The sequence below is a fragment of the Idiomarina fontislapidosi genome (assembly GCF_003226255.1).
Lineage (GTDB): Bacteria > Pseudomonadota > Gammaproteobacteria > Enterobacterales > Alteromonadaceae > Idiomarina > Idiomarina fontislapidosi.
Window position 1 is genome coordinate 119,634 of sequence record NZ_QJST01000008.1, and the last position, 19,421, is coordinate 139,054.

Here is a 19,421-nt window from a genome sequence, read left to right on the forward strand (position 1 = left end):
TCCATAGCCCCGATGTTGCATGGTATTGATACATTTAAATAAAGGCTGACTCATGGCACAAAGCAATATTGTCGATATTACCTTGCAGAATTTTCAGCAGGTTTTACTAGAAGGTTCAAAAGAGCGTTTAGTCATCATTGATTTTTGGGCGGATTGGTGCGAACCATGCAAACAATTGATGCCTGTGCTCGAGCGTATTGCGAGCCAATACCCCGATGATATTACCTTGGCAAAGATTAATTGTGACGAGCAACAAGAGCTCGCCATGCAGTTTGGCGTGCGTAGTTTACCAACGGTAGCCTTCTTTAAAGACGGGCAGCCCGTTGATAGCTTCGCCGGTGTTAAATCTGAATCCGAAATTATGACCCTGCTTGAACCCCACCTACCAGGTCCAGCAGACACCTTCATCCAGAGAGCCCAGCAAGCACTTGCTGAAGGTAACGCGGCAGAAGCCTACACGCAGGCTAAACAAGCCTATGACATTGATAGTCGCAATATGGTTACGGTTAAACTTCTCGCCGAAGCCGCCGTCGATCATGGTCGTTTAGCGCAAGCAAAAGAGCTTGCTGCGAGTATCCCGATGGTTGAGCAGGATAGCGACTATCAACGCATTATGAGCAAAATCGAGCTTGCCGAAGACAGTGCCGACTCGCCAGAAATACAAGCGCTACAAGCGCAAGTCGAGGAAGCGCCTGACAACACTGAACTAAAAATCAAATTGGCGTTGCAATTGCACCAGTCACACCGAGACGAAGAAGCCATTGCATTGTTATTTGATGTCATGCGCAAAGACCCTGCAAGCACAGAAGCCAGAAAGTACGTTTTGGACGTCATCAATCAGCTACCTGATGGTGATCCGCTCGCATCCAAGGCGCGTAGAACGTTATACAGCATGATGTATTAATGGCTGTTCACTAGCAACGAGTTCGGCCGGTTCCCTCAACCGGCCGCTTTTTTATGATAAAAACTCAATATCAAAGCCTAATCCACTCGGGAAAATTACAAGCAGATACGCTGCAAGCATCAGTGTGCGCACGGCTTGAACACCTTCGCCAGCAACTTGTTCAGTCAATTGAACCAACCTCTGTGTATATTTACGGCCCGGTGGGGCGCGGAAAGTCGATGTTGATGGATTTGTTTTACGGTCAGTTGAACATTTCAGAAAAAGTCAGGTTGCATTATCACCACTTCATGAAGCATATCCACGACCAGCTCAACCAGCGCCAAGGTGAATCCGACCCCTTATTGAGTATCGCAGAAGCATGGGCGCAGGATTATCGCGTGATATGCCTTGATGAATTTATCGTCGAAGATATTGGTGATGCCATGCTATTAGCTAACCTCTGGCAAGCGTTATTTAGCCATGGCGTGACCCTCGTAACCACCTCAAATACGCCGCCGTCTGAACTGTATCGCGGTGGACTGGCGCGTCATCGTTTTGAGCCTTTTATTCGATTACTCGAGCAACAATGCGATATCGTTGACCTTGATTCGGGCATTGATTACCGACGACTGAAACAAGGCGAGGCACCCTACTACTTTATCGACTTGCCAGAGCATCGCTTCAAACAGCATGTCACCAATCAGTTCGGTGATTTAACACCGCGTGACTCCGTTACCATTATGAACCGCGAGTTGCCGTGCCAATGCGGCTCTAACAGCGCCATCTTATTTGACTTTAATCAGCTTTGCTCCGGTCCTCGAAGTCAACGCGACTACATGGAGCTGGCATCCCGCTATAAGCAAATTGCGATTAATCATGTTCCGCGTTTTACCTTTAAGCCCAAACATGCTGCCCAGCAAGGTATTGAGGAAGGTTATCAACGCGCCGCCACACATCAGCACGAGAGCCACTTAGATAACGAAGCGCGTCGTTTTATTGCGTTGGTCGATGAATGCTACGACCGCGGTTGTTTACTGGTGCTAAACGCCGCCGATGAGCCTGATCGCCTGTACCAAGCAGAGCTACTTAAGTTTCCATTTCAACGGTGTGTTTCACGGATTATAGAAATGCAGTCTTGGTAAGAGTTGCTCTGAAACCTGGTAAATAGTAAGTTTGCTTAAAAAACAATTAAGCATCGTTATGGACAACGTATTTTATTTTTCTGATTACGCGTTTTTCCCGCTCGAAAATAAACTAGTGCATCTCACGACAGAGACTATTCTAGAGCAACGCGTCAGTGACCTATTAACAGTATTTTGCCGACACCCTCAGCAACCTCTTGATAAACAGTACTTAATGAGCCAAATTTGGGCGGAACGGATTGTCAACGAAGACAGCTTATCTGTCGCCATTAGCAAACTACGCAAGGTGCTGCAAGATGACCGTCTCAATCCAAAGTTTATAAAAACCCTGTCGGGAAAAGGTTATCAATGGCTCCCCGAAGTAACCGACACTACTGAATTCAGTTCAACGCTGGAAAATCACCAGAGTGAACGCAAACGTTATCCTGTTTACGCTGCTATCACTCTGGTAGTGCTGGTTACATGCGCCAGCTTTTTTATAATGCAGCACGAAAGCGCTCAAACGGCACAGCTTTCGCCAACAACGCTCGAGAAACTTGATCAGCGTCACCAAGACATACGCGCTCACACAGAGTCAAACGACTTAGCTCAGTATCAGTTAGCAGTTTCCAAAGCACGGGAGCTAATCGACCAGTATCCCAACTATTTGCCCGCTTATAACACGATCGCACTCGCAAAAATTAACATTAGCCAGCTTAACGGTTTTCGCGATATCGGTATTTATAAAGAGGAAATACTCAGTCTAACCGACTTCGTGCTCTCGCGTGATAATAGCAATGGTGAGGCGTGGGTATTGAAAGCCTTCATTGAACAAAGTGCTAATTGGGCATTCGAAACCGCTGAATCCTATTATTTGAACGCTTTGAAATACAGTCCCGACAACCCGCTTGTCTATTTAGGTTATTCAGAGTTACTCATCTCTCAAGGTAAGTTTGCAGAGGCTGAGGCGCTCTTTGATGAACTACGGCAAACTAATCCCGACTACTACAAATACCTCAATTTGTCATATGTTTACTTAATGCAAGGCCGGTATCAGCGCGCTAAGGCCGAAATTCAAAGAATCGCCAATTCCGAAGCAGAATCCGTTCTTTCGCCCCGTATGCTCAACCGAATCGCTATCATGACAAACAACGATGAGGAAGCTTTTTCAACACTCATTCAGTTGATGAAGTCGGAAGGCATGCCCGATGAGCAGGTAAATCACTACAAAACGCTCTACCTTAGCTCAGGTTTGCAAAGTGTCTATGCCCGTTTGTTTGAAGAAAAGATACAACTTAACTTAGGTCAGCATGCGCCGCCGCTGGCTTGGGCTCGTTACGCCATCATTGCTGGAAACTATGATAAAGCGATTGAGTGGCTCGGTCGGGCGGTAAACGAAAAGCAACCTGCTGCTACTTTTATTCCTGTTGATCCGTTGTATCAAAGGCTGTCAGGGTATCCAGGGTTCCATGAAATTAAGCAGCAGATTGCTAAAACAACACAGCGCTAAGTGGCCAACGGAAACTCATTTGCTGACAGGATGCGTACCGTCTCACCCTCTCGCATGGTCTCTGCGCCACGCACAATAACGCGTTGGTTTGGCCGCACATTGCCTTTGATTGCAATGCGGTCACCGCTCCCCTGCAAGAGTTCAACATCAACACGATGCGCTACCTGCTCATCATCTAACACAAAGACTGAATAGCGCCCGTCGTCAAGCAATAGAGCATCACGAGGAACGGTGAAGTGATTTTTTACTTGTGAGCTTGGCACACTCACACTGACCACCTGACCAATATTAAATCGCTCGACCAATGGCTCAGGAATCGGTAAGTATGCAGAGAAAGTTTGCGAACGGTCGTCACTTACCGCAACAATGGCACGCAATTCAAGACGAGTGACTTGCTTGGTTGAATAAACATCAGCATAGCCTTTGTGCTTTAAATAGCGCCCCATTTTTAACGGACCGTGTACGCGCACTTCAAGCGCTTCAAGGTTCACCAGCCGCAAAATAGGTGTTGTCGATGTGACTCCTTGCCCCTCTCGAATAAAGCGCTCAACAACAACGCCATCAAAAGGTGCAACAATCGTCGCTTTATTGAGGTTATCCAACGCTTGTTGTTGCTCTAACATTAATAACTCGAGATCAGCCTGCGCAAGTTCCATGTCTGCTAGGGCATTATCAATAGCCTGTTGTGATACCGATTGTGAACGCTTTAATGAAACTAAGCGTTGGTAACTTTGAGTCGCCTGCCTCACTTCAACTTGCTTCCGTCGAATTTGTACGCCTAGGCGTTTATGAGCGAGTTCCAGTTGCCGTTTATCAAGCTGTGCTAACACATCACCTTGTTTAACTTCATCGCCAACTTCTGCAACCCACTCAAGCATTCCCGATACGCCTGAGGATAGTTCGGAGTTAAATCGTGATTGAACCTGTCCTGTTACTTTGATCTCTGCACTGACCTGCTCTGCTTTCACCTTAGCTACTGAAACCACAGGTTTCTCATTCGCCCAAGGCGAAAGTGACACCAATAAACCAAGTAAGAAAATAATTTTTGATGTTTGCTGATACATAATTAGGCACTCCGATTAATTGAAATCATTAGAAACAGGGGCGAGCGATTTTAAACGGCTAAACTTGGCTTTAAGTTGCTCACTCACCATGAGCAAGCTCGACATACACACCATCATAAACAGTGTGCTAAACAACATGCCGCTCATAATGACCGTAGCAAGGCCACGATACAGTTCACTGCCAGCACCCGGAGTAAACGCAAGCGGTAGCATGCCAACCACAGATGTTAGGGAACTCATATAAATCGGACGTACACGTTCTTGAAGCGCTTGCTTAATCGCGGCTGTAATCGTTAAGCCATGCTGTTGCCCTGCCCGTGTCCGTTCAATCAGAAGAATGGCGTTATTTACGACTAAACCAAGCAAGATAACAAAGCCAATCATGGTGAGCAGATCGAGCGGCTGAAACTGTAGTAGGTTAAGAACCCACAAACCTAAGACGCCCCCAGCAACAGCAACAGGTGTGGTCAATAAAACTAATAAACTATCGCCAATTGACCGGAAAATAGCCGCCATAATGAGGAACAAGATCAACACTGCAAATAGAAAGTTCACCATCATCGCGTTAATCGTTTCATTTAAATCATCCGCACCGCCACTCAAATTAATAAACGTGTCTGAACCGAGTTGTTGCTCTGCTTCGGTTTTTGCTTGGTGCATAATTTCAACGACCTCTTCTAACGACATTCCTTCTGGAGGAGAAACGCCAATAGTCAGTACGCGTTGACCCCCGAGACGACGCAACCGCGTAGCACTCACCGTGCGTTCTTGTTCAGTCAGCTGATCAACGGTTTGCACGCCACTGGTCGGTGTATACAAAGGCACGGCTTGCAGCTGTTCGGGCGAAGTCCATTTGTCCGCTTTAACAATCACATCGCGACGAAGAACGCCGTCAAAATGTTCTCCGACGTATTGACCATCGGTAAGGCTGCGGATAATTTGCCCCAATTGATTTCTACTCAGCCCTGCATTCGCAACAGCATAGTTATTGGGCGTGATATTAAGCTGCGCTTGCAATAACTGAGCACCCGGTACTTGTCGCACATAGCCACCGGGCAATTTGTCACGTAATGATGCGATTGTGCGTTCAATCACTAAACGAGTGGTCTCATCTAGACGCCCAGAAAAGTCCATATAAACACTGCGCCCGCCGTTGACTTCCATTGAGTTGAGCAGTGACATGTTAAAGGCAACACCACGCGTATCAGGAAGGTCGGCAAGTATCTCGGTTTGCAGCAAATTCAGAAGTTCCTTTGAGTCTTCTGCCTTTTCGGGATAGATAAACAAGACTCTGCCACCAGCGCTCATAGCTAAGTTAAAGTCCTTTATAGACGGTGTCTTGCTACCGTTTCGGTAAGGCTGTAAACGTTTGATCAGTGTCTGTCCAAGTTCCTTTTCCAACACCTCATAATTCGCACCCGGAGGCGTTTGCAGCACAGCAATGATCCCCTCCCACTTGGCTTCTGGTAGGAAATCGGTTTTGGGTGCTAAAAAGATAATCGTTAAACTAGCCACGACAGCCATGCTCAGTACCCAGAGCCATGCCTGAGAAAAATTACTACATAAGCGATTATAGATGCCCGCTAAACGTTGCCAGATTTGGCTTTCGTTGTTGTGAACATCCTTATCCTTAAATAGCAGTCCAGTCAGCACCGGGATAAGAAATAAAGCGGTCATCATCGAAGCGATAACCGCGATGGTCATGGTTATTGCAAGGTCATAAAACAGTTGACCGGCAACGCCTCCGAGAAAGGCCACTGGAGCAAAAATAGCGACCGTCGTAAGCGTGGCTGCAAAAAGTGCTCTTGCCACTTCCCTAGTGCCCTGCACCAATGCATCCATGAGCGCAAGGCCTTGTTGTCTGAGCCGAACAATATTCTCTTGAACGACGATCGCAGCATCCAGAACAAGCCCTGTTGAAAAGGCAAGCCCAGCAAGTGAGATAATATTAAGAGACCGGTCGAGAAGCCCTAAACCAAGTAATGCCGCACATAGAGAGACTGGGATCGTGACACTAATCAATAGTGTTGAGCGAACGCCCCTGATCATTCCGTATAGCATTAGCATGGCAAGGGCAATACCGAAACCAAGATTGTTTTTTACTAAAGCCACTGCGCGCTTGATATGTGTGGAGGCATCGAAGCTGAGCACCAACTCAAGTCCGCGAGATTTTAACTCTCTCTCATTTAAATCAGCGATCACTGTCTTCAGCTGTTCAAATATTTTCACCGTGTTGGCATTTTTTGCGGCGTCTAAAGTGATATAGAACGCGGGCGCATCGTTACGATAAACAAAATTGCGCTGCTCACTGTGACCTTTACTCACTCGCGCCACCTCATGAAGGTAAACTGGCCGCCCGTTATTATGGGCAATCACCATTTGCGCCATATCTTCTGGAGTGTACTGACCCAAGTAGCGAACAGAGTACTCGCGTCGCCCCACTTGAGAAAACCCGCCGGAAAAGTCCTTTGATTGGCTAACACTATCTAACAACTGAGGAATCGTAATACCTAAAGCAGCGAGTTTGTATGGGTCAAAAACCACTTGAAGTTGGTTGGTCAGGTAACTTTGCAAAGAAACATCGGCTACACCATTAATTTTGCGCAGTTCAGGTTCAACTTTTTGCTTAATCAGTTCCTGAACACCGGTAAAGTCCTTCGAACGATCACCGCCAATCTTCTGTACCATCATTGTCGCGGTGCCACTTTCAAGCTCACCTAGGATGGTCGTTGGTTCTTCCGCATCACGCGGCATGCCTTTGACCTGGTTCAACGCATTAATCACATTCATAAAAGCTTGTTGCATGTCTGCATCGACAGCGAACTCAATCTTAGTAAGTGCAATACCATTCCGCACGGTACTGCTGAGTTCCTCAATGCCAACAATACTTTTAAGCATATGCTCTTGGGGCTCAACGATTTCCGACTCCATATCTTTAGGAGAGGCAGAGCGCCAAGAGTTGAGTATGGTGATAACAGGACGGTCAATATTCGGCATCAACTGAACAGGCAATTTATTCAGCGTGCTTAACCCAAGGATCACAACAATTAAAAAACAAACAATCGTTGCAAATGGGTTGCTATGGCTCTTCTTGATAAAACTCATAGGTGTACCTCGAACAAAATCAGTACGAGAGAGCTTGAATTAAAGGAGATTAAAACTCCTGAAGAGCGCCTTAAAACTTCTTAAATTTTCTTATTAAACTCGGGCTTTACACCTTTAATCGCAGAACAGATGGGCGTACGCTTGCCGAGTGCCTTGCCCCTTGCTAGGATTGCTTAAATTTTTAGCTCGCAAAAATGAGCTCGACAATAACAATTAAAAAGAAGAAGGAAACTAATGAGCGAACAACGCGATCAATTCAGTTCGAAGATCGGGTTCATTCTAGCTGCTGCAGGTTCAGCAGTTGGTATTGGTAACCTGGTCGGATTCCCCGTCGCTGCGACAAAAAATGGCGGCGGCGCATTTTTGCTAATTTACGCTCTATTTGTTGCATTTATATGTCTGCCCGTAATGCTGGCTGAAATGGGTCTCGGTCGTAAGGCACAAAAAAACCCGCTGGGCTCATACTTAGCGCTCGGCAGCGGCAAACCATTTTGGAGTTTTTCTGGCTTTTTGGCCGTCCTAACACCGTTCATGATCGCAATTTTCTATATGGTGATCACCGTATGGATTTTTGGCTATCTATACCACGCCGCAATAGGCGACTTAGATAAACTCGCCGACCCCAGTTACTTTGGCCAATTCGTCAACGACTATAGCTTCGTGGGTTTCTTGGTTGCTGTTACGTTAATCGTAAACGTCATTCTTATGGGCGGCGTACGCCAGGGCATTGAGAAAGCGGCAAAATTCTTGATGCCCGCTTTGTTTGTCATGCTGGTTCTATTGGTTATCTTTGTTCTATCGCTCGACAATGCGGTATTGGGTATCCAGTTCTATTTAGTACCCGACTTCAGCAAAATTGATGGTTCAGTGATTAGCGGTGCGCTGTCGCAAGCATTCTTTAGCTTGTCTTTGGGGATGGGGATCCTAATCACTTACGGCTCTTACTTTAGCCGTAAAGACGACATCGTCACCTCAGGTAAGTTAGTTGCTATTACCGATACCGCGGTTGCCTTCACAGCAGGCTTAATGACCTTGCCTGCTATTTTTGCGATCAACCCAGATACCGATCCAAACTCATTAAGTGACTCGTCGGTGAGCATGATTTTCTCATTCTTCCCGCAGATTTTTATCGCACTTGAAGCTTCGATCGGATATTTAGGAGCAAGCATCGCTGCGACTATTTTCTTCCTGTTGGCTTTTGTTGCCGCAATTACCTCATTAGTTTCTATCATTGAAGTACCAACAGCTGCGATTATCCAGCAACGCGGAACATCACGTAAGAAAGCGCTCTCTGTAATGTGTGCTGCAACCACAATCTTAACCATTATTGCCGCGACATCATTTGGCTTTATCCCCGCGTTCACCGAGTTCGTGAGTTATGGCGGTGCGACAAAGTCGGTATTTGATGTTATTTACGATGTGTTCTACGACACCATTCTGCCGCTTAACGGCCTTCTGATTTGTTTATTTGTATGGTGGCACTGGCGCTATACCAGTCTTGAGCAGGAGCTGGCCGAGGGCAATCCAAATTATCCGAATACATTTTTGGCGAAATATGTGCGCGTGTCGATCACCACGTTCATTCCGGCGATCTTATTCGTCGTGTTCGTTAATACTGTCATGAGTAAGTTTTTTGGTATCACGTGGTTCTAAAAAACACCGACTTTAGACACTTAAGGTTAGTTACAGACGGGGCTCTTTTGAGCCCCTCTTTTGATGGTGTTACGGATAATCAAACACTTTATCTATCGGATAGTGACTCAGCAGCACATGCCCCCACCCACAGGTATCGAGATTACCTCGGTCATGAATTTAGTCGGGTCATTATCGATTGTCGCGATACGGTTAACTTTGATGCAATCGCCACCGTGTGCGGAACCATTATGGCAGGTGGCGAGCTCAGCTTACTCATCCCTTTGCAGCCGACCCCGGCGCTGAAACGCTTGATTGATTGCTGGCAAGCGATCCCCGAGGCGGAGTCAACAGACACCGTCCCTGCTCGCTTACCGACAGTCGCTCAACAACACCTAATTGAGCAACTGCGTGACACTGAAACAGTCCACATTGTTATTGCTCCACGAGGCCGAGGCAAAAGCGCATGCTTAGGAACAGCGCTAGCAACGACTAAAAACGCAGCCCCTTGCATTGTGACTGCTCCGCGAAAGGCAAACGCTCAAGTGCTGTTAAAACATGCGCCCGACGTGCAATTTGTTGCGTGGGACACACTTGTGCGGCAAACAAGTACTAACGAGCGCCTTATCATTGATGAAGCCGCCGGCATTCCATTATGGGCCATTCAGCGGCTCGTAAAAAACTATCCCACATGGATGCTGGCAACAACTGTCGATGGTTACGAGGGCTGTGGACGAGGTTTTGCCGTTCACTTTGTTGAGTGGGCAAAACGAAGCTTTGCAAAAGTTAGCCTGCACACATTAGAGGCGCCATTACGCTGGTTGGCCAACGACCCTCTCGAACATTGGCTAAACCAGTCACTACTGTTGAGCCCAGCACCTGAGCAGTTAACCCATCAGTTAAACAGTGGTGTTTACCACGCCAGTGACTTGCCTGAGTGTGCGCTACATCAAGCGTTTGAGTTGCTACTTGAGGCACATTATCAAAGTAGCCCCAATGATTTAAAGATGCTGCTCGATGAGCCGCAACAGTATCTGTATCTGCACATCGAGAATAAGGTTGTGGCTGCAGTCGCGTGGATCGCGCTAGAGGGGCCTCTTAGCCAAGCACTTGCGACGCAAGTTCAGTTGGGCAAGCGGCGTCCGCCAGGGAACCTTCTTCCGCAAAGTTTAAGTTATTTCTTACAAAGCCCTGACTTAGCGACTCTTCACTGGTGTCGAGTCAGTCGCATTGCAGTACAACAAGGTAAACGCCGGCAACGGATCGCTTCAGATATGTTGAACGCTATCCGCAGTTGGGCTAAGTCAAACCAAATTGATGCACTCGGCACGAGTTTTGGTTACGAGCCCGGTTTAGCTCAATTTTGGAAAAATAACGGTTACCGACTCGTACGCTTAAGCTCAAAACAAGATCGGGTCAGTGCTCGCTACGCTTCTTTATGGGTCTCACCATTAACCCCACAAGTCGAAAGCCAGTGCGTGCCATTGTACGAATGGGGAGACGCACAGTATCAGTGGTGGTTTGATCAGCAATTACCAACAAAAACTTACAGTGCGACAGCGAATAAGCTTTTGCGCGCGTTCAACCAGTATATCCTGCCGCTCGATAGTGCACTCTGCGCCATAGCGACAGTCAGTGACAACGGTGAATTACGCTGTTCACCCGCTGATTTCAGGGTACCCGAACACACCATCGAATCACTTAAACGTACCTACGCTGTCGATACGTTCAAGCAGCTCAGCGCAGTATTAAGGTCAGATATCGCTAAACTTTTGTAAAGCGATTGAGTCACCGAGCGAGGGTTCATAAAATGGTAGAGTCACTCAATTAAAGGATAACCTATGAAAATGATACGGATTGTGAGCCTTCTGATTGTCACTCTAGTATCAGCGTGTTCAAGCCAGAGCGATAAATCTGCAACCCCTGAAAACCCTTACGGTTATCCAGCTATCAACGCGGAACCCGCCAACGATGACTATCACGGTAAGACAGTGACTGACGAGTTCCGTGTTTTAGAACATGAGCAAAAACAGGGCGTTCAACAGTGGCTATCTGCACAACGTGCATTCTCTCAGCAACACTTGGATGAACTGAGTAGCGCAGAATTTATCCGCCAGCGCCTGACCGAACTATCTAATTATGAGCGCACGAGTGCGCCTATTGAGACTGCAGGCCATTGGTTCTACCTTCAGAATGATGGGTTACAGCATCAATCAGTGCTTTATGCACGTCACTCCGATTCGGGGGCGCCACATGTGATTGTTGACCCCAACCTAATCGATGATAAAGGCACCACGTCGATTCATAACTTTAGCGTTTCACCAGATGGTTCACTGATCGCATATGCCCTCAGCCAGCAAGGCAGTGATTGGGTCGACTGGTACGTGACGTCAGTTGCTAAACCCACGTTACCCGAGCAGCCTGTCATCAGTGGGGTCAAATTTACCGACCTTGCATGGACAGCCAACGCCAATGGGTTCTATTACAGCCGTTACCCCAAGGCTGGGAATAATGAATATGACGGACAGGCTCACGTCGAAACATATTTTCATCGCATCGGCACGTCACAAACCGAAGACCAGAAAATTGAAACAGGTATCAGCAATGACAGCTATATCTATACACTCACTCATGGGTCTTCTCTTCTAGTAAAGGCGACCGCGGGGTTCGATCAGAATAATTGGTATTTGTTAGACAACCCGCAACAGCCACATCAACTCACAGCAATAGATTTTCCAGACAACGCATTTGCGACGTTTATTGGTAACACGCAGCAGTCTTTGATTTTTAAACTGCGCGGCGAGCAAGGTCGAGGACGCTTAGTCGCTGTTGATCGTCAACAACCGACAGAACCCTATCGCGTGTTGGTTGATGAGCAAGAACAGACCTTAGCCGACGCCGTGGTCATCAAGGACCAGTTGATGGTTCATTACCTCGACGACGCACAATCAAGACTCGTCATTTTAAATCATCAAGGGCAAATGCTCAGAGAACTGGCGTTACCGGGTCAAGGGCATATCTCAGAACTCACTGCCACAGCAAATGGTGATGAGGCCTTTTTCAAATTTGAACAGTTTACTCAGCCAGGTAGTATCTACCGCTATCAGGCAGCACAGCAACGCACCACCCTGTGGCGTTCATTTCAACAGCCGGCTGGTGTTGATGACTATGAGGCGACTCAGGTAAGTTACCTATCGAGTGATCAGCAACCCATCCCCATGTTTATTATTGGTAAAGATGTTACATCGGCGCCAACTCAACGTCCGACCCTGCTCGTAGCATACGGTGGCTTTGGTGTATCGATGTTGCCTGCATACAACCCCGCTTGGTTAACTTGGTTAGAGCTTGGCGGTCAGATCGCTATCGCCAATGTCCGTGGCGGTGGTGAATTTGGCGAGCAGTGGCATGAGGCAGGTCGGTTAGCCGGCAAACAACAAGTTATTCACGATATCGAGGCCGCTGCACACTACCTCATCAACAACCAATACACCCGCAGTGATCAACTCGGATTCTACGGGCGTAGTAATGGTGCAATGCTGGGCGCTGCTGTCATGGTTGAGTCTCCTGACTTATTTAGTGTGGCACTGCTTGATAATGGCTTGTTCGACATGCTGCGTTATCAAACAGCCAATGCCAACGCCAAAGCGTGGTTTACCGAGTACGGTTTGAGTTCGAACGCTGCGCAATTTGATACGCTATTGAGTTATTCACCGTTACACAACGTGAAACCTAATGTCTGCTACCCAGCCACCATTGTCAGCACGTCACAAAACAATACGCGTGTTGCCGCTTGGCACAGTTATAAACTTGCCGCTGCATTGCAGCGCGCTCAAGGCTGTGAACAATCGATACTATTACTCACACAACCATCGGCTGGTCACTTAAACGATCGACCCACATGGATGACGATTGAGCACGTAAGTCAGCTTTGGACATTTGCAGCCAATAAGCTCAACATGCGCATTACGCAAAGCAAAGATAGCGAATGAAGCACTGATAATTTTATGCTATCTTTCGCAACAATAAACAAGACCGCATTTACGATAGAGGATAGAGCGAATGTCTAAGGTTTTAATCATTGGCGCGGGCGGTGTAGCCGGCGTAGTTGTACAAAAATGTGCCAAGTTGCCAGAGGTTTTTTCAGAAATCCATTTGGCAAGCCGTACCCTTTCTAAGTGTGAAGCATTGCAAGAGCAAGCAGGCGCTGATCGCGTGGTGGGTGTTTACCAAGTCGATGCAGATGACGCTGCTAAAGTCGCCGATCTTATTCGTAAAGTGCAGCCTAAATTGGTTATCAACGTTGCCTTGCCTTACCAAGACTTGCCGATCATGGATGCGTGTTTAGAAACGGGCGTACATTACCTCGATACCGCCAACTACGAGCCAAAAGATGAAGCTAAATTTGAGTACTCGTGGCAGTGGGCTTATCAAGAACGCTTTAAAGAAAAAGGTCTAATGGCCCTGTTAGGCGCAGGCTTTGATCCAGGCGTGACCAATGTGTTCACAGCCTATGCAGCGAAGCACTATTTTGACGAAATTCACTACCTCGACATCGTCGACTGTAATGGTGGTGACCACGGTCAGGCATTTGCGACTAACTTCAACCCAGAAATCAATATCCGCGAAATTACCCAAAAAGGTAAATTCTGGGAGAACGGCGAGTGGCATGAAACTGATCCGATTAGCGTTCGTAAAGATTTAGATTATCCGAATGTGGGTGAGCGCCCATCGTATTTGTTGTATCACGAAGAACTTGAGTCGCTTGTTAAGCACTTCCCAACTATTAAGCGTGCTCGTTTCTGGATGACCTTTGGCGACCAATACCTGACGCACTTACGTGTATTGGAAAACGTAGGCATGACGTCAATCAAGCCAGTTCAGTTCCAAGGTCAAGACATTGTACCTCTAGAGTTTTTGAAAGCGGTATTGCCTAACCCAGGCTCACTCGCTGAGGGTTACACAGGCAAAACCTGTATCGGTACTTACGTAACAGGTCTGAAAGATGGCAAAGAAAAAACCATCTTCATCTACAACAACTGCGACCATGCCGAAACCAACAAAGAAGTCGGTGCTCAAGCTGTCTCTTATACCACTGGTGTACCAGCCATGATCGGTGCAGCAATGATGTTGCAAGGCGAGTGGATGAAACCTGGTGTTTGGAACATGGAGCAGTTTGATCCAGACGAGTTCATGAACCGCCTGAACCAGTATGGCTTGCCTTGGCATGTCACTGAATGCGAGCAGCCTTTTGGTGAGTAACATGAATAAATACCTGCGCGAGGACATCCCCTCGCCGTGTTACGTGCTTGATGAGGCACTCTTGCGTAACAACCTCGAGTTGATGAAGCGTGTGCAAGAGGAAAGCGGCGCCAGTATTATTCTGGCGCTTAAAGGCTATTCGATGTGGTCGGCTTTCCCGCTTATCAAGCAATATTTAAAAGGTTGTACTGCAAGTTCCGTTTGGGAGGCTAAACTCGCTGCCGATAAGTTTGGTAGTGAAGTACATGCCTATGCTCCCGCCTACAAGGCTGAGGACATTGAGCAGTTGTTGCCGATCGTTAATCACATCTCGTTCAATAGCATCACCCAATGGGAAGCTTACAGTGAACAAGCACAAGCAGCCGGCGTTTCTGTCGGGTTACGTGTTAACCCAGAACATCAAGAAGCTGATACTGAGCTGTATGATCCCAGTGCACCGGGTTCGCGTTTAGGCGTACGTGCAAGTGAGCTTGAAAACGTTGCGCTAGACAACGTTGAGGGCTTACATGTTCATAACTTATGTGAATGTGATTCGTTTGCCTTAGAACGAACATTAGCGGCGGTCGAAAGTAAGTTTGGCGACTTATTGCACCAAGTAAAGTGGTTGAACCTCGGTGGCGGTCACTTAATGACCCGCAAAGGTTACGATGTTGACCACTTAATAGGTCAGTTAAAACGTCTCAAGGCAACCTACGATCTAGAAATTATTCTGGAGCCGGGCTCTGCTGTGGCGTGGCAAACCGGTCCTCTCGTTTGTGAGGTGGTCGATATCGTAGAAAACCAAGGTGCGATTGCACTGTTAGATATTTCTGCGACGGCACACATGCCGGATGTATTAGAAATGCCGTATCGTCCACATATTGAAGGAGCTGGACTGCCTGCGGATAAGCCATACCGTTACCGACTCGGCGGTAATAGCTGCCTTGCAGGTGATGTTATTGGCGAGTACAGCTTTGATGAACCGCTGAAACCCGGTGACCGCTTGGTATTTGCCGATATGATGCACTATACCATGGTAAAGACGACGTTCTTTAATGGTGTACAACACCCTGATATCGGTATTTTGCGCGAGGATGGCCGTTTCGAAGTCGTACGTCACTTCACGTACGAGGACTTCAGCGCCCGCTTGTCCTAATCTCGGCTGCTCACCAGTACCTACTAAAAAGCCCCTAGTTTAAGGGGCTTTTTGCTTCTTCAACCACGGAAGGCGGCATTCGCTGAGCAAGTTTATCCATCCGTTGCTCTATCGCCTGATATGTTGTTTCATCAGCAGTAATCGATTGATGTAACCACTGATAGGCATTTTTAAAGTCATACGGACTGCCTTGCCCGGCGATCAGAATATCGGCGAGTCGCAATTGTGCGGGAATGTTGCCGAGCGAAGCAGCCTCGCGAAGATAGAGAATCGCTCTGTCGACATCTTTTTGCACCAGCGTACCTTGATGATAATAGCGCCCCAACTGCTCAAGCGCCGCGATGAGACCTTGCTGAGCCGCCTTTTCCATATAAAGTATGCCTAAGGCTTCGTCTTGTGAGTAGCAAATCCCCCACGCTAACATGTCGCCATATAGAAACTGGTAAGTCGGGCGTAACTCGATATTTGCTTGTGCTTCGATATCCTGTACCAATTGACAGCGATCTTGTTTCTCTACACGTCGTAAATGTGTGTTCTCAGCGAACATATCTACGAGCTCAGCGTCACTATAGAGCTGCACAGCCTCGAGTTCTCCGCCTTGCTCTTGAGCAGACACAGCGTTAAACCCAAGGGCAGTCAATGCGAGTGTAATTAAAACCTGCCTCATCACCTTACCCTAAAACGTAATTTCTATAACTCGCTATCGGCAGCAGCAAGCAAACCCTTGAATACTAAATCGTCTTTTCGAATATAACTAATAGGTTCAATACAACTGAGCGACTGAATTAACCGTTCTCCATCGCCACCCGTTACAACCACATCAAAAGGCTCATCAGCGAACTGCTGACGACTCACATGAAGTCCTTGGCTAATGGCGCCAACAAGCGCGTAGTGCACGCCGTAACTCATCGCCGTCGCGGTATTATTAGCAGGTTCTCGAAAGCAGTCTTCGGCTAACTCACCTTTCACCAATGCCGTTTTTTGATGCATCGATTCATGCATTAAACGACGACCGGGAATAATCCATCCCCCTAAATGACAACCCGATGCGTCCATCCAGTCAATCGTCATCGCAGTGCCGGCATCAATAATCATGCAGTGATTATGTGCTTCTACACGGTATCCTAGTAATGCAAACCAGCGATCAGCGCCCAACTTCTTAGGCTCTGCATACGCATTTTTGACGTCACGCCACGTACCCGCACTGCCTAACCATTCAACTTCAATTGATAAGACATGAAGGCCACGCTCAATCGCTTCGCGCACTTCTTGGTTCGCTACAGAGCATCCGAAAGCAGTCTCGATGGCTATGCTGACGTCTTTCAAATCGTCTAACCAACGTTCATTGCTCAACAGTTCTGCATTCACATACTTATATTCATGGATAAGTTCATTATTCTGGTAAATAGCGAGTTTAGTGCGCGTATTACCGTTATCAATGACCAGTCGCATCAGCGGACCTCACAGATATTTCTCCGCCAAAAAAGCGTTTAACACGACCGTCAACCTCAACGAGCAAGGCTCCTGTATCATCCACACCGCGGCAAATTCCCTCTACTTTGCGCTCACCTAACAACAAACGCACAGGTTTATTATCAAACTTATCGTATTGCTGCCAAAGTGGAGCAAACTGCGTAAAGCCGGAGCGTTCATAATCAGTCAGTGTATCTACAAGATATTGGTGTAGCCGTCCTGCGAACTGATTTCGTTGCAGAGGTGCTGGTAGGTGGCTATTGACATCGGTCCAGGCTTGGTCAATATGCTGGGCAACAGTATCCGGAAGCGTTAAGTTAATCCCTACACCTATGATACAGCGCGCACTGCCATCTTCTAAACTATCAATATCGATGAGAATACCTGCCACCTTTTTGCCCTCGATATATACATCGTTTGGCCATTTGACGGATACCTGATCGATCTCAAGCTGTTCACGGAGCACACGTGCAATCGCTAAGCCGACAGCAAGGCTCAATCCCATCGCTCGACCAAGGCCTTCTTCCAAACGCCAAAACAAACTAATGTAGAGATTAGTCCCAAACGGAGAAATCCACTGCTTCCCCCGGCGACCTCTGCCTTTGGTCTGCGCTTCAGCTAAAATTGCATAACCCTGAGGTAATTGTTGTTGCTCGCTTTCAAGCTTCAAATCATCGTTCGTTGAGCCAACGATGGCGGCTACCTTGAGTAACTCTTTAGGTAGTTTGCTTGTTTTCAATATCGACTCAGCATTCAGTAGGTCGATAGGTGCTGCTAAGCGATAGCCTTTTCCGGATACTGAAAACACGTCGATCCCCAGCTCATTGAGCCTTTCGATATACTGATTAATCGCCGCGCGCGAGACCGACATCGCTTCGCCAAGCGCCTCTCCGGAGTGGAACTCTCCGTCACTGAGCAACGTTATTAACTGTTCAAGACGCTGTTCGATTTTCATACCATTCATCCTGGATAGTGTGAGACATCATGAATCAAGCCACCATGACCGACCATTCGGACTTCTGGCTCAAGCATGACACCAAACGCGTGCTCGACACGCTGTTGAATCAACCGACACAGCGCCAATACATCACCACCTGTTGCATGACCTTGATTCACAAGTACAAGTGCTTGTTTATCATGAACACAACAATCACCACAACAAGCACCCTTTAAGCCTAAGTGTTCTATTAACCAACCTGCGGCTAGCTTATAGCCGGTATTTTGTTTAAAAGCGATAAGATCGGGAAATGAACCAATGAGCTGTTGATAATGCTCAACGCTTACAAGTGGATTCTTAAAAAATGAGCCAGCATTTGGTAACCGAGCAGGATCCGGTAGTTTTGAAGACCGTATCGCTATGACTTTATCAGCGATCGACTGCGCTGTGACGCTTGTCTCGGTGTTTAATTCGGCAAGTGCAGGATAACTGAGATTGGGTTGCCAGGACTTAGGGATAAAGAAGTTGACGTGAGTTATCAGCCAAGCGCCAGGTTGCCGCTTAAAAATGCTATCCCGATAGGAGAAGTCGCATTGATGGTTAGTAAGCGTGTGTTGTTGACCTGTTGCTAGATGAACGGCTTCAACAGTTTTAATATACTGGCTGACTTCTACACCATATGCACCAATGTTCTGAACCGGTGCAGCACCGACCGAGCCAGGGATCAATACAAGGTTTTCTAAGCCTCGTATGTTTTCGTTTAATGTCCAAGTGACAAAGCGGTGCCAGTTTTCTTGCGCGCCCACCCGAATGTACCAGCCCTCATCTTGAGCTTGGCAGTCTACGCCAGAAATACAGCTTTTGACTATTACACCATCGTAATCATCGATGAAGATAGTATTGGTACCATCGCCTAAGATCAGAAACTTATCAAAGCCTGATACTTTTCGTGCATCGTCAATCGTTCGCACTTCGTATAGCTCCGAGGCAGAACGGCTAATTTTAAAGCTGTGATAATTAGCTAAAGGCCACACAAACAACACCCCAAATCAAAATAACCACCACATTATATCATAACGTCGTAGCGTGCGCCTTGGGCGCACGGGGCGGTGTGGATTGTCGCGCAGAATGCGTGACGTAAGCCGTGCGGGCGCAACGGGCGCCCGGCGAGCAGGCATAAAAAAACCCCAGCCGCTTGGCTGGGGTTATTCTATTTGAAGTCTGGCGGTGTCCTACTCTCACATGGGGAGACCCCACACTACCATCGGCGCTGGTATGTTTCACTTCTGGGTTCGGAATGGA

The 19,421-nt window shown here is 47.4% G+C and carries 14 protein-coding genes and 1 rRNA gene; 8 read left to right on the forward strand and 7 right to left on the reverse strand.

Annotated elements, in window-relative coordinates:
* The first annotated feature begins 52 nt into the window (after nt 1–52).
* Genes trxA through DFP83_RS09560 form a run of 3 tightly spaced genes read left to right on the forward strand, consistent with a single transcriptional unit; the run spans nt 53 to nt 3,514 of the window.
* Nucleotides 53–904: a thioredoxin gene (gene trxA / locus DFP83_RS09550; protein WP_110575146.1), complete on the forward strand. Its 852-nt coding sequence runs from the start codon at nt 53–55 to the stop codon at nt 902–904.
* Between the two features lie 53 nt (nt 905–957).
* A complete protein-coding gene (gene zapE / locus DFP83_RS09555) occupies nt 958–2,025 on the forward strand; it encodes a cell division protein ZapE (protein WP_110575148.1) in 1,068 nt (355 codons plus the stop codon).
* Nucleotides 2,026–2,083: 58 nt separating this feature from the next.
* On the forward strand, nt 2,084–3,514 hold the full coding sequence (locus DFP83_RS09560) for a tetratricopeptide repeat protein (RefSeq protein WP_110575150.1): 1,431 nt from the start codon (nt 2,084–2,086) through the stop codon (nt 3,512–3,514).
* Here DFP83_RS09560 and DFP83_RS09565 read toward each other — a convergent pair.
* Together DFP83_RS09565 and DFP83_RS09570 are read right to left on the reverse strand one after the other, a co-directional pair.
* Nucleotides 3,511–4,578: an efflux RND transporter periplasmic adaptor subunit gene (locus DFP83_RS09565; protein WP_110575152.1), complete on the reverse strand. Its 1,068-nt coding sequence runs from the start codon at nt 4,576–4,578 to the stop codon at nt 3,511–3,513. The two genes, DFP83_RS09560 and DFP83_RS09565, sit on opposite strands and share 4 nt — an antisense overlap.
* A gap of 15 nt (nt 4,579–4,593) precedes the next feature.
* The gene (locus DFP83_RS09570; RefSeq protein WP_110575154.1) at nt 4,594–7,683 is read right to left on the reverse strand and encodes an efflux RND transporter permease subunit; all 3,090 of its coding nucleotides are present in this window, start codon (nt 7,681–7,683) and stop codon (nt 4,594–4,596) included.
* Nucleotides 7,684–7,917: 234 nt separating this feature from the next.
* Between DFP83_RS09570 and DFP83_RS09575 the strand changes: the two genes are divergently transcribed.
* The 5 genes from DFP83_RS09575 (at nt 7,918) to nspC (ending at nt 15,709) form a co-directional block, all read left to right on the forward strand.
* Nucleotides 7,918–9,336, forward strand: coding sequence for a sodium-dependent transporter (locus DFP83_RS09575; protein WP_110575156.1), 1,419 nt, complete (start codon nt 7,918–7,920; stop codon nt 9,334–9,336).
* The gene (locus DFP83_RS09580) at nt 9,327–11,093 is read left to right on the forward strand and encodes a tRNA(Met) cytidine acetyltransferase TmcA domain-containing protein (RefSeq protein ID WP_476733794.1); all 1,767 of its coding nucleotides are present in this window, start codon (nt 9,327–9,329) and stop codon (nt 11,091–11,093) included. The genes DFP83_RS09575 and DFP83_RS09580 overlap by 10 nt, the downstream gene beginning before the upstream one ends.
* Before the next feature lie 63 nt (nt 11,094–11,156).
* Nucleotides 11,157–13,304, forward strand: coding sequence for a prolyl oligopeptidase family serine peptidase (locus tag DFP83_RS09585; protein WP_110575160.1), 2,148 nt, complete (start codon nt 11,157–11,159; stop codon nt 13,302–13,304).
* Between the two features lie 70 nt (nt 13,305–13,374).
* On the forward strand, nt 13,375–14,574 hold the full coding sequence (locus tag DFP83_RS09590) for a saccharopine dehydrogenase family protein (protein WP_110575162.1): 1,200 nt from the start codon (nt 13,375–13,377) through the stop codon (nt 14,572–14,574).
* A 1-nt stretch (nt 14,575) separates the two neighbouring features.
* Nucleotides 14,576–15,709, forward strand: a complete 1,134-nt coding sequence (gene nspC / locus DFP83_RS09595) for a carboxynorspermidine decarboxylase (protein ID WP_110575164.1) — start codon at nt 14,576–14,578, stop codon at nt 15,707–15,709.
* 34 nt (nt 15,710–15,743) lie between these two features.
* Here the strand turns inward: nspC and DFP83_RS09600 are convergent, their stop codons facing one another.
* The 5 genes from DFP83_RS09600 to rrf form a co-directional block, all read right to left on the reverse strand.
* On the reverse strand, nt 15,744–16,376 hold the full coding sequence (locus DFP83_RS09600) for a tetratricopeptide repeat protein (protein WP_110575166.1): 633 nt from the start codon (nt 16,374–16,376) through the stop codon (nt 15,744–15,746).
* Nucleotides 16,377–16,399: 23 nt separating this feature from the next.
* Entirely contained in the window at nt 16,400–17,161 is a 762-nt protein-coding gene (locus DFP83_RS09605; protein ID WP_110575168.1) for a type III pantothenate kinase, read from the reverse strand.
* A complete protein-coding gene (birA, locus tag DFP83_RS09610; RefSeq protein WP_110575178.1) occupies nt 17,145–18,137 on the reverse strand; it encodes a bifunctional biotin--[acetyl-CoA-carboxylase] ligase/biotin operon repressor BirA in 993 nt (330 codons plus the stop codon). The genes DFP83_RS09605 and birA overlap by 17 nt, the downstream gene beginning before the upstream one ends.
* Nucleotides 18,138–18,142: 5 nt before the next feature.
* Nucleotides 18,143–19,153: a UDP-N-acetylmuramate dehydrogenase gene (gene murB, locus DFP83_RS09615; RefSeq protein ID WP_157981543.1), complete on the reverse strand. Its 1,011-nt coding sequence runs from the start codon at nt 19,151–19,153 to the stop codon at nt 18,143–18,145.
* A 185-nt stretch (nt 19,154–19,338) separates the two neighbouring features.
* Nucleotides 19,339–19,421, reverse strand: a 5S ribosomal RNA gene (rrf, locus tag DFP83_RS13800); the annotation flags it as partial.